This is a genomic window from Aromatoleum evansii, from assembly GCF_012910805.1.
GTDB classification, from domain to species: Bacteria; Pseudomonadota; Gammaproteobacteria; order Burkholderiales; family Rhodocyclaceae; genus Aromatoleum; species Aromatoleum evansii.
In genome coordinates, this window is the sequence record NZ_WTVK01000030.1 from 1 (window position 1) to 16076 (window position 16076).

A 16076-nucleotide genomic window follows, 5' to 3' on the forward strand; every position below is an offset into this window, starting at 1 on the left:
CCCCCCAACACCCCTTTCAGGAAAATCCGTCTGTCCATGACGCATCACTCCTGCGCAAGCGCCGCACTACCGCTGACCCGCCGCGCCACGTCCGCCAGCGTCGCCTCGTCGATCTCGCTCGGCCGGAACGCAGGCATCGCGCGGTTGCCCATGCGCACCACCCGCTGGATGTACTCCACCGGCAAGGCACGCCCCTTCAGCACCGGCCCCACGTTCGCCTCGTGGCAATAGCGGCACACCTTGTCGTACACCTCGCCACCGTCCCGCCACGCCGCCTGCGCCCCGCCCGCGGCCACCAGCGCCGCCACGCTTCCCAGGCAAACGGCCAATCTCCTTGCGTACATCTCGGTCTCCTCCTGATTGTTGGCCTTCCAACTTGTTCGGACGAGACAACGCAAGAGCAATGCCCGTTTTGCACGGAGCCACTCTTCTTATTTATTTACAAACACTTGGGATTAATGAGCGGTCGATCGCGCCGCACGTCAAAGCCGGGGAGCGTGTCTGAAATACAGACACCTCCGCAACGGGGCAGCCCCACCTCGCTACCGTGACGCCGGCCGCAGCCGCAATCGCGCCCGATTCGCAAATCCAGACACTGTCTAGAATTGCGACATCGCCATTGACCCGAACTAACCCACCCGGTCCAGCGGGCTCACGACGCCCCGACCGCCGCGATTGAGCACGTGCGTGTAGATCATCGTCGTCGCCACATCCGCATGCCCGCGCAACTCCTGCACGGTACGGATGTCGTAGCCCGCATCCAGGACGTGAGTCGCAAATGAATGCCGCAAGGTGTGCGGACTCACCGGCTTAACGATCCGCGCCCGCACCGCAGCCGCCTTCACAGCCCGCTGCACACGCTTCTCATCAACATGATGCCGCCGCACCGCCCCCGAACGCGGATCCACCGACAGTCCAGCCGCGGGAAACACATACTGCCAACCCAAGGACCTCGCGGCGGCTGGATACTTCGTCGCCAACGCATGCGGCAGCCACACCTCCCCACGGCTCGCCTGCAATTCGGCCGCATGCAGCGCACGCACCACTGACAGCTGCGCGCGCAACCGCTCGGCCAGGCTCGCCGGCAACATCGTCACGCGATCCTTGTCGCCCTTCCCCTCGCGCACCACGATCTCGCCGCGCCCGAAGTCGACATCCTTCACCCGCAGCCGCAATCCCTCGAGCAGTCGCATCCCGGTTCCATACAGCAGCGCGACAATCAGGCTCACCAGTGGATCGTCCACCGCCGCAATCAGCCGCTGCACTTCCTCGCGCGACATCACCGACGGCAAGCGCGCGGGCCGCTTCGCCCGCGTCACCTCATCGAGCCACGGCAAGGGCTGCTCCAACACCTCCCTGTAAAGGAACAGGATCGCCGACAAAGCCTGCCCCTGCGTCGCCGCACTCACGTCGCGCTCGACAGCGAGAGAGGTCAAGAATGCCTCAACCTCCCGCTTTCCCATGTCCGTCGGATGGCGCCGACCCTGATGAATGATGTATCTTTTGATCCAAACAACATACGCCTGCTCGGTACGCAGACTGTAGTGCTTGAGCCGCAGCCGATCCCGAACAAGATCGAGCAAGCGCGGCGCAGTCGAACCGACAGAAGGAAGGTCTTGATCCATGTTATCGGACAGCATGCTGTATGGATATACACATCATACCTGCTAGACCAATGACTTGCCAGCCGTGGCCGGTTTATCCGCCATGTCCAATAACACTCTTACGCCGACACTTTGTGTCGACCATACGTTAGAGCGCCGAATGATCATCGCCCACGCTCCTTCCGGTTACATTCTGGCAACTTCGATCATAGGGCGGATCGCCTGCGTTGCGGTTTCTTCAAAGGCAATAGTTGCAGCCGGAATCGTTGGTGCATTGGCGCCAGACTTCGACATGTTGTATTTCCACCTTATCGACAATAGACAGACCCACCATCACAAGTACCTGTCGCATTGGCCAATCATTTGGATAACGTTGGCCACGGCCTCTGCATTGTGGTTCGGGTACGCCAGACAGTCGAAGGCCGCCATCCTGTTGCTGGTTTTTTGCGTGGGCGGTGTGTTGCACATAGTCCTCGACTCCTTTGTAGGAGACATATGGTGGTTTGCGCCATTTATTGACCAGCCGTACGCCATGTTCACGGTGCCTGCAAGGTTCAAACCATGGTGGCTGAGCTTTATCCTGCACTGGTCGTTTGCAGTCGAGCTAGCAATCTGTATTTGGGCGCTTCTCATATACCGAGGGCGCTCTAACCACTCGCTGCAGGCTCGACGGCCCTGACGGGCCGCAGCCAGAGCTCAAACGTTAAGTGATCATGACGTATCAATTTACTCTGGCACTCATCCTCATGTTCGCGGGGCCTTCATTGGCGCAAGAAAGCTACCCAACAGAGGTCGCGGAGTACATCGAAAACCGCGAAATATGCAAGCATTTCCGCCAAGAGCCATGGCCGGAGGGCTCCTCGAACGAGGAAAAGGAACGACGATCATTCCTCGCTGCCCAATCCGAGCGTTACTGCAAGGGTTCTGATCAAGCTATACGAGAGTTAAAGAAAAAATACAAAAACAACAAGCGCGTGACTGAACGGCTGGAAACATACGAAGAGAGCATTGAAATCAAGCAGTGAGCAAATCATATTCTGACCAGCCCTCACCTAACCCGGCAGTCGAGGGGACAGCCAAAAGCTACGCTTTTGGTCCCCTCCGCGCTTCGCGCTCCGGCTGCCCCTCACTTCTACGTTAGCCATTTGGAGTACTGATGAGCAAGAAATACCAAGTATTCATTAGCTCGACCTACCAAGACCTGAAAGACGAGCGCGAGCAGGTCATTAAAGCTGTACTCGAAATGGGTCATATCCCTGTTGGCATGGAAATGTTCAGCGCTGCTGACGAAGAGCAATGGAAGATCATCGCTCGGCAAATCGACGAAATAGACTACTACGCGATCATCGTAGCGCATCGGTATGGCTCAGTTACGCCTGAGGGCCTCAGTTTTACCGAGAAGGAATACGACTATGCAGTCGGCAAAGGAGTCCCCGTTCTTGGGTTCGTTATTGACGACTCAGCAGCGTGGCCGAAGAACAAACACGAAGAAGATAGCAAGAACCAAAAACGTCTCACAGAATTTAAGAAGAAGATCAAGAATCGCCTCATTCAATTCTGGAAGAACAAGGAAGATCTGCATGGAAAGTTCTCGATATCGCTCATGAAAGCAATTACGGGAAATCCTCGGACAGGTTGGGTACGAGCAAGTGATGTCGCGGGCCCAGAAGTCACAAAGGAATTGACAAGACTGAGCAGTGAAAACGCTACTCTGCGAACTCAGATAGATTCGCTTCTGCGTGCCGGCGAGGGCCATCAAGACGAGGTCCGTTCAGCCATAAAAATACTGTCGAACAATGCGCGCACCTTTTCAGTACGAAAAACAAATAAGTGGGACGAGGCAACGTCATATGACTGCTCTCTTGCCGACGTCTTTCACTTTAGCGCGCCCAATCTCATAACAGAGAATACAAGCCTTGGGGTTGCACACAATATTGCTCTTGGGCTTGCTGGTACTGGATATTTTACAAATTGGCCAATTGGGAAAAATATAGTCTCCGACATGATTGCCGACCTAGCCGCGCTGGACCTTATTGAGCCCTCGAAGAAGAAGCATTCAGTTAGCGATATAGACAACTACTGGTCACTCACTAAGCTCGGTAAGCAGGTGCTGAAAGAGTTCCGGCGAGTTCGGCTTGAGGAAGGTCTTAAGTCCGTGGCTGAACCGCCATCCGAAAATGGCTAACCCATCATTCCACCGGGCCTACGCGAAAAGCCGCGCAGGCCGCTCACTTCCACGTTATACAGATTGATCCTATGCCCAGCGCAACGATAAAAATCTTCCTCGTCCACGGCGATGCAAAGAGGCTCAGGACCGCCGAGATTTCGAACTGGACAGGAAAGGCTATTGCTGGACCGCGGAGCGAGTTTGACAGCATGCTTGGGCGTGACGAGGCTCAAAACTCGGGGGTCTATTTCCTGACCGGCAGCGATCCAGAAAGTGGAAAAAATGCAGTGTATGTCGGGGAGGCTGAGTCGATACGTGATCGCCTCAAGAGTCACCTTGAAAAAGACTTCTGGAACCATGTGGTCTTCTTCATCAGCAAAGATGAGAACCTGACGAAGGCTCACATTCGGTATCTTGAAGGTCGGCTGATCGAACAAGCAAAGCAGGCAGGCCGGGCAATCGTGAAGAACGGTCAGAACAGTGGAGCCAAACTGCCGGAATCAGACCGCGAAGATATGGAAATTTTCTTGGAAAAAATTCATCAGCTCATGCCTGTTCTGGGGGCTGATTTCTTGGTTCCTCCCCCGTCGTCCATCTCCGCAGCCCCGCAAGAAGTTCTTGTGTGCGAAATCAAAGGGCATAAGGCCACGGGAAGTCTTAGCTCAAATGGCTTCATTGTGTTCAAAGGTTCGCATGCGTCATTGGAACAACGGCCATCGGCACACAAGTATCCGTGGGTCGTTAATCTGCGCCAGCGGTTGCTCGAAGAAAAGGTGTTGGTTCCTGAAAACGACGTACTTGTGTTCACCCAGGATACCGAGTTTCCGAGTCCAAGTTCAGCCGCAACGGTAATTCACGGAGGCACGGCAAATGGCCTCACCGCGTGGAAAAACAAGAGCGGCAAGACGCTGAAGGAGCTCGAATCTGTATAACACTCCGGTCAACCTGACAACCGTAAGCGGGGCGCTCTCCGAACGATCCGCCTCGCGCGGTTGCAGGTCACCTTAACTTTAGGCAAGCTGCATGACTAAAATCCCACCTGTCGCTGATCAAAAGTGCCCCAATTGCGGAGGCGTCTTACATAGCTCCGTAAAGCATAGGTACTGCATTACCGACATGGTTGGAGCGGCGCTGGCCGGCGTGCCATTATTGTTATTCATCGGCTTCATTTTTTTTGAATCAAGCGGGCCTGCAACCAGATTTATTGTGTTGATCGCGGGCTTTCTTGTTTTTGGCCTCTACCACATGATCGGACGAAAGAACGAGAAGCTTGCGCGGTGTCTGAAATGCGGGAAAAGCCATGACGTTCGATAATTCGCCTAACCCTACAATGCACCGGACTATTCAACGCAGCACATAGCAGTCACGGCTACCTCACCATCATGAGTCTGAAATGGAATCGCAATTTCAATGGCGGCGAGATCCGCCACACTGAGCGGGCTTTATGCCTTGCATTCACACCACTTTCAGTCGCATTTTTTGCCTACCTCTTTGAGTTCGTATGGAATTTGATGACGAGAAAGACGGGAGGATTCGGCGCGATTCCAGGTGTGGAGAAGGCATTGCTGATATTTTTCGGATTTTCTCTTTTTCTGGCACTACTGATCACGATGTTCGCCCTCGTATATTTGCCAGCCACTTTGTCGATCCGCAGCGACGGAACGGTGACGCGAGAAGTTCTCGGGATTTCGTTGAGAACGAGAGTCGGTACGCCATATTTTTTCGATATTCGCGAATACACCCGTGCGAACGCCTTTAAGAACATCAGTTACTTTGATCTCCATCTACGTGGACCCGCAGGTTCGCATCTTGTCACCATGCGTGGAGATCCTGAGAACTTTCACGCATTGTCGAAGCTTGCCCGCATCCCCCTCGTGACTGACGGGAAGGACCGGACGCAAAGACAAAAATAAGGGCAGACTACTATTTCCTGCGCGTCATAAGGTGGCTCTGGAACCGTAATCCGGGAGGCCGCAGGGCGGACTGAATTATTGAGCAAATGGAATAACACAAATGACTCGACATGCAGCCCATTCTTGGCCCAAGGTACGGTAGCGCTCTTTTCCTATGACTCTGACTATCCGCTCTGAAACACCTGCCGACGAGACTTCAATTGAACAGCTCACTCGGCGAGCCTTTCTCTCTCATCCGTACAGCCATCAAACGGAGCAGTTCATCATCCGTGCCCTGCGGGCCGCTGATGCACTTGCCGTCTCGCTCGTTGCCGAAGACGGTGGTCGCATCCTCGGGCATGTCGCGCTCTCTCCAGTAAGCGTGAGTGATGGCGCCGTTGGCTGGTACGGGCTCGGCCCCATTTCGGTGGAACCGGAGTACCAGCGCCGAGGCATCGGGCGGGCGCTGATGGAAGCGGGCCTTGCCGAACTCCGGAGGATCGGTGCAAGTGGGTGCGTGCTCGTAGGCGACCCTGCGTTCTATCGGCATTTTGGATTTGAGAGCAATCCTGCCCTGACCGTTGATGGCGTGCCCCAGGAGTTTTGCCTGTCGCTCGCGCTCGGTGCTTCGTCAGCTCGCGGCAATGTTCAGTTTCATCCTGCATTCCAGGCCGAGGGCTAACACTGCGTCTATGGCCTCGCTCGCGCGAACGATCGACTTCGACTCCGGCCTTGATAAGGACGAGCGGGGCAAACCGGATTGCTCCATGTGTCAAGGGCAACCGAATTTTCCCCAGAGTGGTAATTCAAATTTCCCCACCCGGTTGAGATTGGTCGTCGAATGACCGGACGAGGCCGGACTTGAGTTTCTCCTTCAGGCGATACGAGTTGCCCCGGATGTTGAGCGTCACGGCGTGATGCAGCAGGCGATCGAGGATCGCGGTGGCGATCACGCGGTCGCCGAACACCTCGCCCCAGGCGCCGAAGCTCTGGTTGCTGGTGAGAATCATTGGACCGCGCTCATAGCGGCGGCTGATGAGCTGGAAGAAGAGGTTCGCGCCGACCCGGTCGATCGGCAAATAGCCGATTTCGTCGATGATCAGCAGACGCGGGGTCGTGTAGAACTTGAGCTTCTCGTCCAGGCGGCCTTCGCCGAGGGCCTTGGTGAGGGTCGCGATCAGCTGCGCGGCCGACGTGAAGAGCACGCGGTAGCCGGCCTCGATGGCCTTGATCCCGAGCGAAACGGCGAGATGCGTCTTGCCGACGCCGGGCGGGCCCAGCACGATGACGTTGTCGCCATGCTCGATGTACTGGCAGCCTGCCAGGGTCAGCACCTGCCGCTTGTCGATCGACGGCTGATAGGCGAAATCGAAGGTCTCCAAGGGCTTCACGAAGGGGAAGCGCGCCATCGCGGTGCGCATCGAGATGTTCTTCGCGGTCTTGGCGGCCACTTCCTCGCCCAGCACTTGTTCGAGGAAATCGGCGTAAGGCAGATCCTGGGCGGCAGCCTGTTGCAACAGTGCCTCCAGGCGTTCGGCGCTCTTCTGCAGCCGCAGCTTGTGCAGATGCTCGCCGAGGCGTTCGAGCTGCGCCGGTGTGGCCACCGCCGCGCCAATCGCGGTGGAAGTCGTCTTGGCCATCATGCCACCTCCTGTTGTCCGTCGGGGCACGCCCCCGTCTGGAACAGACTGTCGTAGAGCGCCAGGTCGCGTACCTCGACCGCGAGGTCGTCGGGCACGGCCCACAAGCCGTTGTCGCCTCCGCTTGCGGCCGGGCGGCCTGCATGGCGCTGGCGCGCGTTGCGCATCGCGGCGCCCGGGCCGTGCTGCGGGCAGACCGACAGCTGAGCCCGCCCGGCGAGCACCGGATGTTCGGCAACCAGCCGCCCGCGGTGGCGGATCAGCCAGCTGCCTCCGACGCGGACGACTTCGACCGTCTGGCCGATGAGGCCGAAGGGCACCGAGTAGCGGTTGCCGTCGATCGAGACCAGCCAGTCGTCGGCCACCACGCGCGAACGGACCATCGCCTGCAGGAAGCTCGCCTGCCCGGCAGTCGGTACCAGGGCCGGCGCCTCGTCGGCGAATCGGTCGATCGGCCGCTGGTGCGTCGTGCCATGGATCCGCAGGTCGGCGATGTCGGCCTGCCACAACGCCAGCTGCCGGTTGAAATCGTCCAGGTCGGCGAAGGTCCGGCCGGGGACGAAGTTGCGCTTGACGTACTTCACCCCGGACTCGACCTTGCCCTTGGTCTGGGCGCGATATGGCCGGCACAGGCGCGGCACAAAGCCCCAGTAGTCGGCGAAGGCGGCAAAGGTCGCATTCAGGCGGGGACGCCGCTCGCCATCGGCGTCGCTCTCGGTGCCGAGCACGACCGTGCGCATGCGGTCGTAGAGCAGGCACTCGCAGCGCCCGCCGAAATGGGCGAAAGCGTGTTCGTGCGCGGCGAGCAGATCGCCCATGCGCTCGTGCACGAAGCCCTCGGCATAGGCTCGCCGGCTGTAGCCTAGGGTCATGACTAGGACGTGCACCTTGGATCGCTGCCCACCCAGCTGCACGGTGATCTGGCCCCAGTCGACCTGCGCCTGCTCGCCGGGCGCCGTTTCAAAGCGGCACTGCGTCAGCGCGGCGAGGCTGGCCTGCGCCCGCAAGGGCCGCACGGCGAGCTTGACGGTCTCGTAGCTGCCGGCGAAGCCGCGCTGCGCGCACAACTCCTGGTACAGAATGCGCGCCGAATACCGCACCTGCGGCGCCCGCTCGAGGAGCCACGCACGATGGGCGTCAAGCACCGTCTCCGCGCTCTTCTCGCGCCGGTACGGGCGCCAGGCATGCTGTCGCAGACAGCCCCGCACCGTCTTTCGATCCAGGTCGAACTCGCGGGCGATGGCCGACACGCTCACCCCCTCCGTTCGCCGCGCATGAATCGCGTTCCATTGTTCGCGTCCGATCACGTCGCCCTCCGTGCCCGGTTTCAACCCGGACACGGTAACGCCGATGCGGTGCAGGGCCCGCGGGCCCTGCACCGCATCCCCATCGGACACCACTGCCTCCCTTTCCATCTCGCTCTCCTTTAGGTCGATGGGTGGGGAAAATTCGATTACCGCAGGTGGGGATTATTGGATTACCGCTGACACCATGGGTTTCGGGCGCAAGGCGGGATGCGGGAATAGCGTGGATCGTGACGATCCGGTCAGCCGGATGACCGAAATCGGATTGTTCTTGGTGCGAAGCGGGTCGCACGCTTGTCCGTAACGTACCGCGTCACGCCGCGCCGCCGACCATGCATGTCGATCGCCCTTCACGCGCCCTTTACACGGTTTTATAATCAGCCGAGCTTATTATCTCGACAACGACGCCGTGCCCCTCAGCGAAACCAGTTTCACCCTCCTGCTTGCCGACGCCGCCCGCCTGATGCGGCACGCTTTTGTCGCCACGCTTCAGGACAGCCCGCTGACGCTCGCGCGAGCGCGCGTGTTGATCCACCTGGAGCGCAACGAAGGAATCCGGCAGGTGGCGCTCGCGGAGCGGCTGGAGATTCAGCCGATGACCTTGGTGCGGATGATCGACCAACTCGCGAGCGAGGGGCTGGTCGAGCGGCGAGCGGATCCGGCGGACCGGCGGGCGCACCAGCTGTACCTGACCGCGGCGGCGCGGCCGCAGTTGGAGATCATCGCGCAGACCGGGGTCGTCGTGCGGGAAAAGGCGCTCGCCGGCATGACCGAGGCGGAGCGGGCGCAGACGATTGCGCTGCTCGAGCGGATCTGCCGCAACCTCGCGGCGGAGTGAGCGCCCTCCCCTTTTTCTATTCGACTGCCGCCGAGCGCATCACGCGATAGACGGTGGAGCGCGACACGCCGAGCGCCTGTGCCGCGGCGCTCACGTTGCCTCCGAGCTGCTCGAGCACCCAGGTGACGTAGTCGCGTTCGATGTGTTCGAGCGGCAGGATTTCCCCGAAGGTGGGCGCGGGCGACGGCTCCGGCGCGCGATTTTCGAGCGGCAGGCGCAGGATCGTGCAGACGCTGTCGTCGTCGATGATCGGGCCGTCGCTGAAGGCGACGAGTCGCTCGATGGCGTTACGCAGTTCGCGCACGTTGCCTGGCCAGCTGTAGGCACACAGGCGCGCAAGCGCACCGGGCGAGAGCCGGGGTGGCGCGGCGCCGCGTGCGCTGCGGCGGATGAGGTGGTCGACCAGCAGGGGGATGTCTTCGACGCGCTCGCGCAGCGGCGGCACGGGGATGTGTACGACGTTGAGGCGGTACAGCAGGTCGTGACGGAACTTGCCTTCGGCGACGAGCGCGTCCAGGTCGCGGTGGGTGGCGGCGACGACGCGCGCATCGGTGCGGCGCAGCGCGGTGGCGCCGAGCTGGCGGAATTCGCCGGAGTCGAGCACGCGCAGGAGCTTGGCTTGACAGGCGGCGGGGAGTTCGCCGATTTCGTCGAGAAAGAGCGTGCCGGCGCTCGCGACGTCGAAAAGCCCTTCCTTGTCGGCGCTTGCGCCGGAGAACGCGCCGCGCTTGTGGCCGAAGAGTTCGCTTTCGACCAGGTCGTCGTCGAGCAGGCCGCAGTTGAGGGGGACGTAGGATTTCTGCGCCCGCGGGCTCCAGCGGTGCAGCAGGCCGGCGACGATCTCCTTGCCCGCGCCGCTCTCGCCGGTGATGAGCACCGGCATGTCGAGCGGTGCGGCGCGGCGCACGAGTTCCAGGGTGCGCCGCCACACTTCGCTCTCGCCGATCACGGCGGTATCGTCGGCGCCGCGCAGGTGCGCGACTTCGGCGCTGAGGGCCGCGCAGCGGCGCGCGAGCATGCGCTTTTCCAGTGCGCGCTCGACGACGATGTCGAGTTCGGTGAGCTTGTACGGTTTGGAGAGGTAGTCGAAGGCGCCGAGCTTCATCGCCGCGATCGCGCTGTCGACGTTGCCGTGGCCGGTGAGGATCACGACTTCGACCTGTGGATCGAGCTGTTTCAGGCGCTTGAGGACTTCGATGCCGTCGATGCCGGGCATCTTGATGTCGACGAGCGCGAGATCGACGCCGCCGTGCTGCGCGCATTCGAGCGCGGCTTCGCCGTCGGCGGCCTCGCTCAGGCGGTAGCCGGCTCGCCCGAGGCGACTTGTGAGCAGTTGCCGGTACAGGGATTCGTCATCGACGATCAGTACATGGCCTTTCATTGCATGCATGCCTCGGCGCCCCCGTCGGCGCCCGCCTCGTCGGCGGGCAGATGGATGCGGAACCATGCGCCGCCTTCGGGACGGTTGCCGCATTCGATGCGCCCGCCAAGTTCGGACATGATTCCGTAGCAGATCGATAGGCCCAGCCCCGTGCCGCGCCCGGGCGCCTTGGTGGTGAAGAAGGGATCGAAGACGTGGTCGATGACGCCGGAGGGCAGACCGGGGCCTTCGTCGAGGACGTCGAGTTCGACCGCGGCGCTCGCCGGACGCAGCACGACAAGAACCCGGCCCCGCCCGTCCATCGCGTCGCGGGCGTTCTTCACGAGGTTGCGCAGCACCTGGTCGAGCAGCGTGGGGTTGGTCGCGACTGGCGGTAGCTGCCCTTCACTGCACAGTTCGACGTCGAGACCGCGGGTCAGGCCGAGTTCTCGATATGACTCCAGGCGCTCGCGCACGAGCATCGAGACATCGACGATTTCCAGCGGCACGGCCTGCTTGCGCGAGAACAGCAGCAGGTTGTCGGTGATGGCCTTGCAGCGCTGCGCCTGTTCCTGGATGGTGGTGAGCCCCTGGCGCAGGACGTCGAAGTCCGGGTTCGACTGCGCCCCGGGGATGGACTCCATCAGCGCCTGCAGTTCCTCGGCGAAGCCGGAGACGAGGCCGAGCGGGTTGTTGATCTCGTGTGCGATGCCGGACGCGAACTGCCCGAGCGCGCTGAGCCGGTTGGCCTGCGCGAGCTGGCGTTCCATCTCGCGCCGGGCGGTGATGTCGCGGGCGACGCCGATCACGCCTTCGGGGCGCTCGTCCGTCGACAGCACGGCCGAGCTGACTTCCAGCAGACGGTTCGGGGCGCCGCCCGGTGCGAGCATGATCTCGAACGGCGGCCCGCCCTCCCCCGACAGACGCCGCCGGAAGTCGCGCTCGACGCGCAATGCCGAGGAGTGCAGCATCAGCTCCGCGCAACTGCGGCCGATCGCGCGATCCGCAGGCACGCCCAGCAGCTCGGCCATGCGTGCGTTGACGAAGCTGAAGCGCCCGTCGAGATCGAGGACATACACCGCGTCGTTGATGATGTCCTGGATCTGCTGCTCGCGGTTCTCGAGGCGCGCGGCGTACTCGGTGAGCTTGCGCTCGCGCTCCTGCTGCGCGGTGATGTCGATGGCGAGCCCGCTGTAGCCGACGATCTTGTCGTCCTTGAACACCGGCTCGACCTGCAGGCGCATCGGCACCGGCAGCCCGGCGGCGTCGCGCATGACGACGTCGAGCCGCGTAGCCGCGCGCGCGTTGGCGATGCTCTTGAGGAAGTTGGACGCCGCCACGTGGTATTCGGGCAGGACGAGGTCGCGCAGGCGCATGTTGGGCAGCTGCTCCGGCGTGATGCCCAGCCGCGTCCGCCCGGCCTTGTTGAGCTGCAGCATGCGGCCCGAGACGTGCAGCGCGAACACCATCTCGGGCAGGTCCTCGATGAGGTTGCGGTAGCGCTGTTCCGACGCTTCCAGCTCGCGCGTGCGCTCGTACACCTTGCCTTCGAGGACGTTGATGCGGTCTTTGATGTTGAGGGGCTGGAAATACTTGCGCAGGCCTTCGAATTCCGGCGCGCAGTCGGCGGCGTTCATCAGCGTCCACGAGCAGTGCTCGTCGCCGCGCCCTTCGCATTCGTGCTCGACGCAGATCATGTCGGTCTGGAACACGTAGGACGCGAAGCCCGACGCGTAGCCGGCCAGCGTCCAGCACACCGCCTCGTCGGAGCGCCCGAAGAGCCGCAGGTGCTGTTCGGCCTCGTAGGAGCGGCGCCAGTTGCCGCTCATGCGGTAATGCCCGCGCTCGCGGTCGACCTCGACGCTATGCGTCTCGACCTCCGCGATGCCCGAGAACATATGCACGCGCGGCCCGCCGCGGACGAACTCCTCCAGCGTGTCGGGGTGCATGAAGCCGGGCAGCAGGCCGGCGTCCTCGAAGCCGCAGCTGAAGCCGTAGCGGGTCAGGATGACTTTCGCGATGTCGGCGCCGAGCGTCTCGACCAGCTCCTTGCGCAGCGCCCCCATCGCGTCGGTGTGCAGCAGGATCGCGCGCCGACCACTGAACTGTATCGCCCCGCTGTCGGGCGAGAACTCCACCAGGGAGTAGAAATCCAGCTGATCGGCGCGCATCTTGTCCCGGTTCTCACGACTCAGGTCGGATCATAGCCCGGTTATCGAGGCGGCAAGCAAAATGGGCTCAGTGGGCGCCCTGCACCTGCTCCTTGAGGTACAGCGCCTCCTCTTGCGGCGCCTGCGGGTGTTCGGGCGCGGTTTCCGGATGGAAGAACTGCTTGAGGATGAGCGCCGTCGTGGCCAGCAGGCCGGGGATGGCGACGACCATGAATACCTCGCTGAACCCGAGTTTCCGGCGTGCGAGCTCGGCCACCAGGAAGGAGCCGGCAATGCCGCCGAAGCGGCCGATCCCCAGCATCCAGGCAACGCCGGTGGCGCGGCCCTGGGTCGGATAGAAGGTGGCTGCGAGCGCCGGCATGGACACCTGGGCGGCGTTCATCATGGTGCCCGCGAGGAACACCACCACCACCAGCGCCCCGACGTTGCCGACCACCTGCCCGATCGAATACACCGAGACCGCGGTGAGTGCGTAGGCGATGGCGACGATGCGGTTGCCGTTGAAGCGGTCCATCAGCCAGCCGACGAACACTGCCGCGCAGCCGCCGAGCGGGAACAGCGCGGAGATCAGCGTGGCAGTTTTCGGATCGAGGCCGGCTTCCTTGAACAGGATGGGCATCCAGTTGATCAGCGCGTAGAAGATCACCAGCCCCATGAAATAGGCGAACCACAGCATCACCGACCCCACGATGCGGGAGCGCGACAGCACGACGCCCAGGCCGCTCTTGCCGTGCGCCACGGCGACCGTCTCCGTGAGCCTGAATGCGCTAGCGCCGGCAGCGGCGGCGGAGATGCGGCCGAGCACGGAACGGATCCGCTCGGTCGACACGCCCTTCGCCACCATGTAACGCACCGACTCCGGCAGCCACACCAGCATCGCCGCGAGCAACAGGATGGGAGCGACCCCGCCGAGCACCAGCACGCTGCGCCAGCCGAAATGCGGGATCATCCACGCCGCGAGGAAGCCGCCGAACGCCGCACCGAGGGGAAAGCCGGAGAACATCGCCGTGGTGATCAGCGCGCGCCGTTTCGTCGGGGAGAATTCGCTGATCAGCGTCACCGCGTTGGGCATCGCCGCGCCGAGGCCGATCCCGGTGAGGAAGCGCAGGACGGTGAGGCTCTGCAGATCGGAGGCGAATGCGGACACCAGGCTCGCGAGTGCGAACACCAGCACGGCCACATTGAGCACCAACCTGCGCCCCAGGCGGTCGGCCAGCGGGCCGGACATCAGCGCCCCGCCTGCAAGCCCGAACAGCGCGGCGCTCAACACCGGCGCCAGGTCCGGTTTGGTGACGCCCCACTCCTGGATAAGCGACGGCGCGATGTAGCCGATCGCCGCGGTGTCGAAACCGTCGAGCAGCACGATCAGGAAGCACAGGACGAAGACGAGCCACTGGAAGCCCGAGAAGGGCTGATGATCGATGAAGGACTGAACGTCGATGGCGTCTTTACTGGACAATGTTGTCTCCTCGGTGGCCGAATGGTTTGGCAGCTGCTGGGTGGCCTTCCCGCGACAGCCTTCTATGCTTCAGTGGGCGGCCCGCAACCAGGCCACCCAATGGAGGTCGTCAGGCGGCGGCAGCGGCGTGGCGCTCGTGCAGCGCGCGCAGCCGGCCGCGCTGCAGCTTGCCGGTAGGCGTCAGCGGCAGCGCATCGACCCAGTGTACCCAGCGCGGACGTCGATGGCCCGGCAGTGCGCCAATGCCGTCCTCCAACCGCTGGCGCGCCTCGGCCCAGCGTCCCGGCGCGGCCACGACCAGCACCGCCAGTGCCGTCAGGCCGTCCGCCGAATCGACGCCGACTGCCGCGATCTGCTGCAGGGCGTCGCCGCAATGCGCCGCCAGCGCCTGCTCGACCCACAGCGTGCTTACCCACTGGCCGGCGATCTTCAGCATGTCGTCGTTGCGACCCGCGTATTCGAGACGGCCATCCGCGTGGCGCAGGAACATGTCGCCGGGCGAGAACCAGCCGTTGTCGAAATCGACCTGCGCGTCGGGGCGCTTCCAGTAGCCGACCGCGACCGTGGTGTGACGCACCCAGATGCGCTGCGGCAGATCCGCATCGATGTCGGGATTGAAGCGCACCTCGGTCAGCGGCGTCGGGCGCATCAAGCCGGAGTCGTCGTCGCTGTAGAGCATCAGGCACAGCGTCTCGGAGGTGCCGTAGCCGCTGATCAGGCCGCATCCGGTCTGCTCGCGCCAGCCCTGGCGTATCGCAAGCGGCAGCGCCTCGCCGGCCGACACGAAATGGCGGATGCCGCGATCCGCGAGCCGTGCCGCCACACCCGTCTGCAGCATCTTGTTGTACAGCGTCGGGACGCTGAAGAGCAGCGTCGGGCGATGCTTCGCGACCATCTCCTCGACGCGCTCGGCCGTCGGCCAGTCGCGGTCGAGGATCACGGTGGCGCCGGCACGCAGGCCCGCGAACAGGCTGTTGCCGAGCGCGTAGGCGAAAAACAGCTTGGAGCTTGCATACAGCCGGTCCGCAGATGTCAGACCGGCGAGCTTACAGGCGAAGGAGTGGGCGTTGTCGACGACGCGCTGGACGTGGATCACCCCCTTGGGCGTGCCGGTCGTGCCGGAGGTGCCGATCCACAGGGCGGGCGCCTCGGCGTCGAGTTGCAGGGGCTCGACCTCTTCGGCACGTGCGAGCGCCTGCGTCCAGTCCCGGTCGGCGACGCCGCTGCCGACCACCGCGGGTGCACCGGGAAGGGTCGCGACCAGACCCTGCAGGTCGTCCGCCTGCGCCGGCTCGCACCACACGAAGCGTGCCTCGCATTCCTTCAGGATGGGCGTGAGCTCAGCCATCGACAGCCGCGGATTGACGCCGATGGCGACACCGCCGGCCCAGATCGCGCCGAGGTAGACCTCGACCCAGTCATCGCTGTCGGGCGCGAACACGACGACGCGCTCGCCGGGAGCGAGCCCCAGCGCCTGCCAGGCTCCGGCCGCGCGCCGCACACGCTCCCGCAGCTCGGCGTAGCTCACCCGCCGCTCGTCGCATTCGATGGCTATTGCGCCATCGGCGCCGACCGACAGCAGGATCTCAGCAGCATTCATTCGCATCTCTCCATTCAAGGCGGACGCGGCAGCGCGCGTCC

15 protein-coding genes are annotated in these 16076 nt (G+C 62.7%); 7 read left to right on the forward strand and 8 right to left on the reverse strand.

Going from position 1 to position 16076, the window contains the following annotated elements:
• Positions 1-44 precede the first annotated feature (44 nt).
• Both GO615_RS15810 and GO615_RS15815 read right to left on the reverse strand, forming a co-directional pair.
• Entirely contained in the window at positions 45-344 is a 300-nt protein-coding gene (locus GO615_RS15810) for a c-type cytochrome (RefSeq protein WP_169129758.1), read from the reverse strand.
• Positions 345-629: 285 nt separating this feature from the next.
• Positions 630-1640: an integron integrase gene (locus tag GO615_RS15815; protein WP_169129760.1), complete on the reverse strand. Its 1011-nt coding sequence runs from the start codon at positions 1638-1640 to the stop codon at positions 630-632.
• Positions 1641-1764: 124 nt separating this feature from the next.
• Here GO615_RS15815 and GO615_RS15820 point away from each other — a divergent pair, with 124 nt between their 5' ends.
• From GO615_RS15820 to GO615_RS15845, 6 genes are all read left to right on the forward strand, one after another.
• Positions 1765-2283 carry a metal-dependent hydrolase gene (locus tag GO615_RS15820; protein ID WP_169129762.1) on the forward strand — a complete coding sequence of 173 codons (519 nt, stop codon included), beginning with the start codon at positions 1765-1767 and terminating at the stop codon, positions 2281-2283.
• 34 nt (positions 2284-2317) lie between these two features.
• Positions 2318-2629, forward strand: a complete 312-nt coding sequence (locus GO615_RS15825; protein WP_169129764.1) for a hypothetical protein — start codon at positions 2318-2320, stop codon at positions 2627-2629.
• A gap of 131 nt (positions 2630-2760) precedes the next feature.
• Positions 2761-3789 carry a DUF4062 domain-containing protein gene (locus GO615_RS15830; protein WP_169129766.1) on the forward strand — a complete coding sequence of 343 codons (1029 nt, stop codon included), beginning with the start codon at positions 2761-2763 and terminating at the stop codon, positions 3787-3789.
• A 71-nt stretch (positions 3790-3860) separates the two neighbouring features.
• Positions 3861-4703, forward strand: coding sequence for a GIY-YIG nuclease family protein (locus GO615_RS15835; protein ID WP_169129768.1), 843 nt, complete (start codon positions 3861-3863; stop codon positions 4701-4703).
• A 450-nt stretch (positions 4704-5153) separates the two neighbouring features.
• A complete protein-coding gene (locus GO615_RS15840) occupies positions 5154-5684 on the forward strand; it encodes a hypothetical protein (RefSeq protein ID WP_169129770.1) in 531 nt (176 codons plus the stop codon).
• Positions 5685-5838: 154 nt separating this feature from the next.
• Positions 5839-6345 (forward strand): GNAT family N-acetyltransferase, encoded by a 507-nt coding sequence (locus tag GO615_RS15845; protein ID WP_169129772.1) that lies wholly within the window; start codon positions 5839-5841, stop codon positions 6343-6345.
• Between the two features lie 124 nt (positions 6346-6469).
• Here the strand turns inward: GO615_RS15845 and istB are convergent, their stop codons facing one another.
• Together istB and istA are read right to left on the reverse strand one after the other, a co-directional pair.
• On the reverse strand, positions 6470-7306 hold the full coding sequence (gene istB, locus GO615_RS15850; RefSeq protein WP_281358721.1) for an IS21-like element helper ATPase IstB: 837 nt from the start codon (positions 7304-7306) through the stop codon (positions 6470-6472).
• On the reverse strand, positions 7303-8718 hold the full coding sequence (gene istA / locus GO615_RS15855; RefSeq protein ID WP_246262320.1) for an IS21 family transposase: 1416 nt from the start codon (positions 8716-8718) through the stop codon (positions 7303-7305). Before istA ends, istB begins: the two co-directional genes overlap by 4 nt.
• A 298-nt stretch (positions 8719-9016) precedes the next feature.
• Between istA and GO615_RS15860 the strand changes: the two genes are divergently transcribed.
• The gene (locus GO615_RS15860; RefSeq protein WP_339380057.1) at positions 9017-9445 is read left to right on the forward strand and encodes a MarR family winged helix-turn-helix transcriptional regulator; all 429 of its coding nucleotides are present in this window, start codon (positions 9017-9019) and stop codon (positions 9443-9445) included.
• A gap of 16 nt (positions 9446-9461) precedes the next feature.
• On the opposite strand, the gene GO615_RS15865 is transcribed toward GO615_RS15860, so the two are convergent.
• The 4 genes from GO615_RS15865 to GO615_RS15880 form a co-directional block, all read right to left on the reverse strand.
• Positions 9462-10835, reverse strand: a complete 1374-nt coding sequence (locus GO615_RS15865) for a sigma-54-dependent transcriptional regulator (protein ID WP_246262321.1) — start codon at positions 10833-10835, stop codon at positions 9462-9464.
• On the reverse strand, positions 10823-12976 hold the full coding sequence (locus GO615_RS15870; protein WP_169129774.1) for a PAS domain S-box protein: 2154 nt from the start codon (positions 12974-12976) through the stop codon (positions 10823-10825). The genes GO615_RS15865 and GO615_RS15870 overlap by 13 nt, the downstream gene beginning before the upstream one ends.
• A gap of 67 nt (positions 12977-13043) precedes the next feature.
• Positions 13044-14435 (reverse strand): MFS transporter, encoded by a 1392-nt coding sequence (locus GO615_RS15875; protein ID WP_169129776.1) that lies wholly within the window; start codon positions 14433-14435, stop codon positions 13044-13046.
• A gap of 109 nt (positions 14436-14544) precedes the next feature.
• Complete coding sequence (locus tag GO615_RS15880; RefSeq protein WP_169129778.1) at positions 14545-16035, reverse strand: AMP-binding protein; 1491 nt, start codon at positions 16033-16035, stop codon at positions 14545-14547.
• Between the last annotated feature and the right edge of the window lie 41 nt (positions 16036-16076).

What these genes read in the sequence shown, in the direction of transcription:
- GO615_RS15810 (WP_169129758.1), bottom strand. Translation starts at nt 344, where the DNA reads ATGTACGCAAGGAGATTGGCCGTTTGCCTGGGAAGCGTGGCGGCGCTG.
- GO615_RS15815 (WP_169129760.1), bottom strand. Translation starts at nt 1,640, where the DNA reads ATGCTGTCCGATAACATGGATCAAGACCTTCCTTCTGTCGGTTCGACT.
- GO615_RS15820 (WP_169129762.1), top strand. Translation starts at nt 1,765, where the DNA reads ATGATCATCGCCCACGCTCCTTCCGGTTACATTCTGGCAACTTCGATC.
- GO615_RS15825 (WP_169129764.1), top strand. Translation starts at nt 2,318, where the DNA reads ATGACGTATCAATTTACTCTGGCACTCATCCTCATGTTCGCGGGGCCT.
- GO615_RS15830 (WP_169129766.1), top strand. Translation starts at nt 2,761, where the DNA reads ATGAGCAAGAAATACCAAGTATTCATTAGCTCGACCTACCAAGACCTG.
- GO615_RS15835 (WP_169129768.1), top strand. Translation starts at nt 3,861, where the DNA reads ATGCCCAGCGCAACGATAAAAATCTTCCTCGTCCACGGCGATGCAAAG.
- GO615_RS15840 (WP_169129770.1), top strand. Translation starts at nt 5,154, where the DNA reads ATGAGTCTGAAATGGAATCGCAATTTCAATGGCGGCGAGATCCGCCAC.
- GO615_RS15845 (WP_169129772.1), top strand. Translation starts at nt 5,839, where the DNA reads ATGACTCTGACTATCCGCTCTGAAACACCTGCCGACGAGACTTCAATT.
- istB (WP_281358721.1), bottom strand. Translation starts at nt 7,306, where the DNA reads ATGATGGCCAAGACGACTTCCACCGCGATTGGCGCGGCGGTGGCCACA.
- istA (WP_246262320.1), bottom strand. Translation starts at nt 8,718, where the DNA reads ATGGAAAGGGAGGCAGTGGTGTCCGATGGGGATGCGGTGCAGGGCCCG.
- GO615_RS15865 (WP_246262321.1), bottom strand. Translation starts at nt 10,835, where the DNA reads ATGCATGCAATGAAAGGCCATGTACTGATCGTCGATGACGAATCCCTG.
- GO615_RS15870 (WP_169129774.1), bottom strand. Translation starts at nt 12,976, where the DNA reads ATGCGCGCCGATCAGCTGGATTTCTACTCCCTGGTGGAGTTCTCGCCC.
- GO615_RS15880 (WP_169129778.1), bottom strand. Translation starts at nt 16,035, where the DNA reads ATGAATGCTGCTGAGATCCTGCTGTCGGTCGGCGCCGATGGCGCAATA.